Below are 3,540 nucleotides of genomic sequence, written 5' to 3'. Positions count from 1 at the left end.
TCGGCGTCCATCTCAACATGCCGCTCGTCTTTCCGGTGGAAAGCGACTTTGCTGATCTGACCCCCGCCGAGGCCAAAACGGTCGAGCGGATGCAATATTATCAGGATCATGATTCCGGCTACGCCAAATTGCAGGGCACCCGCCCGCAGACGATCGGCTATGGCCTTGCCGATTCACCCGTCGCGCAGGCCGCCTGGATCTACGAGAAGTTCCAGGCGTGGACCGACAATCAGGGTGTGCCGGAGGATGCCCTGACGCAGGACGAAATGCTGGACGTGATCAGCCTCTACTGGTTCACCAACAGCGGCGCCTCATCGGCGCGGCTTTATTGGGAAAGCGCCAGTGCGTTTCAGGCCCGAAAACTGGACCTTCCGGTGGGCGTGAGCATCTTTGCGCAGGAAATCTTCCGTCCATCGCGTCGCTGGGCGGAACGCAGCTACCCGCGTCTGATTCACTGGAACGAACTGGATGCCGGCGGCCATTTCGCGGCCTTCGAGCAGCCGGCGCTTTTCGTCGAAGAATTGCGGACCTGTTTCGGCGCGATGCAAGGCTGACGCCCCCACGCAACGGCGGCTCCAATCGACCTACCGCCCGGCAGGCTCGATTTCCGTTCGGGCGACCAAAATCGCCTCTGCACCAGGATCATGCCGGATGACTGCATCGATGCAGAGCTGCGGCACGGTCCCCAAGAGAGAGGACATTGCATGAGCGAGCCTGCCGTCGCCCCCGTTGCCGTCATCGACCGGCATCTTGTCCCCCGTCCCTATCCCGCCCGCGCCGCCGCCCTGCCCCGCGGCCGGTTCACGCCGGACGCCGCGTGGCTGGGATCGTTGCTGGCCAACAAATATCCGGGAGTCGTCGCGCAATCGATGGAGGTCGTGCAACTGTTCGACAGCCACACCACGAAATTGCGCGTTGCCGTGGACTGGAACGAGGCCGGGCAGGCCGCCGGATTGCCGCGCAATCTGTGCATCAAGTCGAACTGGTCGGGCATGTTCGATGATGTCGACATCCATGCGCTTGAAGCGCGCTTCTATCATTTCCTGACGGACAAACTCACCGCCAACACGGCCAGCTGCTATTATGCCGACTGGGATGACGACGGGTCGGCGCAGGGCGTCATCGTGCTGGAGGATCTCACCGATCGGGGCGGGAAGTTCGGCCATTCGACCCAGCATGCCGGTGTCGAAGGGGTCGCGACCGCGCTGGCGGATCTAGCAAAACTGCATGCGGGTCTGTGGGACAGCCCATTGATCACCCCTCAAGCGGCGCCCTGGCTGCCGACATCCATGGCGGTTCCGGTCGATTATAATCAGGTTCGCATCATGTGGCACTGGATCGGCGAGAATCTGAAAGACCCCAATTTCCGCGCCATCGCGCCCAGACATTATCTGGACGACGCACGCCGGGTCGAGCGCGCCTATGACCGGCTGGTGGAATTCGAACGCGCCTTCGATGCCCCCTATTGCATCATCCTGGGCGACTGCCATCAGGGCAACACCTATATCCTGCCCAATGGCGAGCGCATGTGGGTCGACTGGCAATTGGGCCGGCGCGGGCGGCCATGGCGCGACCTCACCTATTTCACCGTCGGATCGCTGACGATCGAGGAGCGCCGCCAAAATCATCGCGACCTGATCGCCCATTATCGCGACTGCCTGATCAGGGAAGGCGCGACCAACGTCATCGATCTCGACACCATCTGGAATGAACAGGTACCGCGCTGGGTGATGTACGGTATTCAGGCTTGGGTGGCGAACATGGACCATTGGGGCCAGAACGGCCTGCCGATGAACGAGCGGTTCTTCGCCGCGGGCGAGGATCTGGGCAGCTGGAAACTGCTGGGCGAATGACGGTCATGGCCCCCTGCCGCGCACGGGCCGCGGCTGGGGGCCATCGATTCTAACGCCGCCGCCCCGCCTCGACCGGCGCGATCATGCGCTGCGCGGCGCCATGAAGGACGCGATGCGCGGCTGGACACGCAAGTCGGCGGGCACCCGGTCCGGCCCGATGCGCCGATCGATTTCTTCCTCGAACCAGTAAAGCGCGCGCTCCTGATAGCCCGCCCAGATTGACGGGATCGTCCCGTTCCTCAGCGATTGCTGGATATTTTCGAACAGGCACAGATCTTCGGACAGGATATGTTCGGTCGCCTCGCGCATGCCCTGCCAATAAAGCCTGTCATCCTCACTCTCGGTTGCCCACCCCATCTGACGCACTTCCATGATCGACCGATCGGAACCCACCGGCCAGAAGCATTGCAGGTTGAACCCCACCGGATCGAGCGAGAAAAACGTGTTGGGGAAGGTCGGCAGCGCAACCGTATTTTCCAGAAAAACCGGCGCGATGTCGTCCGGTTTGATCGGCGGGGTCTTGAACAGCGACTCCCCGCCCTTTTTGCGCGTGCCGAACCGCATATGACCGCCTTCATAGAGGGCAATCACGAAACTGCGGGAATCCAGATGCGGTGCCAGTGTTTTAGGATGAACCGTATTGACGTGATAGATCTCAAGGAAATTATGATAGGCGATTTTCCAGTTGCACGCCATTTCGATGAAGAAATGATCCTTCACCACCATTCGATCCAGCGGATATCCTTCGGTCAGCGCGACGAATTCACCCAGAAACTCCTGTAACGGTTCCGCGTCATCATCGAAATTGATGAAGATGAAACCGCGATAGGTGTCGCATCGCACTTCGATCAGGCCGTTCTCCGCCTTGTTGAGACAGGCGAAATCATGCTGGCTTGGCACCGATTTGAGTGTTCCTTCCAGATCGTAACCCCAGGCATGATAGGGGCAGATAAAGCGCATGGCCCGCCCCTGCGGTTCGAGCAGAAGCGGCGCCCCCCGGTGACGGCAGGCATTATGGAACGCCCGTATCCGGCCATCCTTGCCGTGCGAGAGAATGACCGAGCGGTCCAGATGCTGGAACAGACGATAGGAACCCGGCTCCGGCAGGTCGGACGCAATGCCGGCCAGCAGCCAGGTCCGATTCCAAAGCCCGTCTTTTTCCAGCGCCTCGAAACGCGGGTCGGTGTACCGGCCGGCGGGAATCGGGGGAAGGGCCGGAAAATCGCTGGGATGCTCGGATCGCTTCAACTGCTCGTCCATCGTCCGGTTGAGCAGTTCCAACGCAGCTTCACGCATAGCTCTCTCCTGTACCAAAAGCCCGCAGGCTCCGTTTCGGTCAGACTGGCCACGTCGTCGATCAAGGAACCTGCAATTGGATAGGGTCGCTGTTGTCACGCCCTCGGCAAGCTGAACCGCCCTCTGTTCCGATGAGTATCCTTATGGCCTTGAAACATCCCACATCCACGGACGGGATCACCGTCGATTATATCAACCAGCTGCTGGCCACGACCGTAGCGGGCGCAACCGCCGTCGGCCTGCGCATCATCGATGCCAAGACCTATGGCGAGCAGATGGTGTCGACCGCCGGGCGCGTGTCGATCGAGGTCGATTATACCGATGACACACCCCCTGACCTGCCCAACCGCCTGGTGCTCAAGCTGACCCGGGCGGTCGATGAGATCATGGC

Annotated in this window: 2 protein-coding genes and 2 pseudogenes; 3 read left to right on the top strand and 1 reads right to left on the bottom strand. The window is 61.0% G+C overall.

What is annotated here, in order from left to right:
* Together ACFC3J_RS22535 and ACFC3J_RS22530 are read left to right on the top strand one after the other, a co-directional pair.
* A pseudogene (locus tag ACFC3J_RS22535) lies at positions 1–554 on the top strand (epoxide hydrolase); the annotation flags it as partial.
* A 150-nt stretch (positions 555–704) separates the two neighbouring features.
* Positions 705–1,853: a phosphotransferase gene (locus ACFC3J_RS22530; protein WP_102999824.1), complete on the top strand. Its 1,149-nt coding sequence runs from the start codon at positions 705–707 to the stop codon at positions 1,851–1,853.
* 81 nt (positions 1,854–1,934) lie between these two features.
* Here ACFC3J_RS22530 and ACFC3J_RS22525 read toward each other — a convergent pair whose 3' ends face one another.
* The gene (locus ACFC3J_RS22525) at positions 1,935–3,149 is read right to left on the bottom strand and encodes an aromatic ring-hydroxylating dioxygenase subunit alpha (RefSeq protein WP_375198153.1); all 1,215 of its coding nucleotides are present in this window, start codon (positions 3,147–3,149) and stop codon (positions 1,935–1,937) included.
* 131 nt (positions 3,150–3,280) lie between these two features.
* On the opposite strand from ACFC3J_RS22525, the pseudogene ACFC3J_RS22520 reads away from it, so the two are divergent.
* A pseudogene (locus tag ACFC3J_RS22520) lies at positions 3,281–3,540 on the top strand (hypothetical protein); the annotation flags it as partial.

Source organism: Sphingobium sp. (genome assembly GCF_041987595.1).
In the GTDB taxonomy this organism is placed as follows: Bacteria; Pseudomonadota; Alphaproteobacteria; order Sphingomonadales; family Sphingomonadaceae; genus Sphingobium.
This window is presented reverse-complemented; position numbering and strand designations above follow the sequence as displayed.

Excerpts from the sequence above, each read along its gene's own strand:
- ACFC3J_RS22530 (WP_102999824.1), top strand. The coding sequence starts at position 705 with ATGAGCGAGCCTGCCGTCGCCCCCGTTGCCGTCATCGACCGGCATCTT.
- ACFC3J_RS22525 (WP_375198153.1), bottom strand. The coding sequence starts at position 3,149 with ATGCGTGAAGCTGCGTTGGAACTGCTCAACCGGACGATGGACGAGCAG.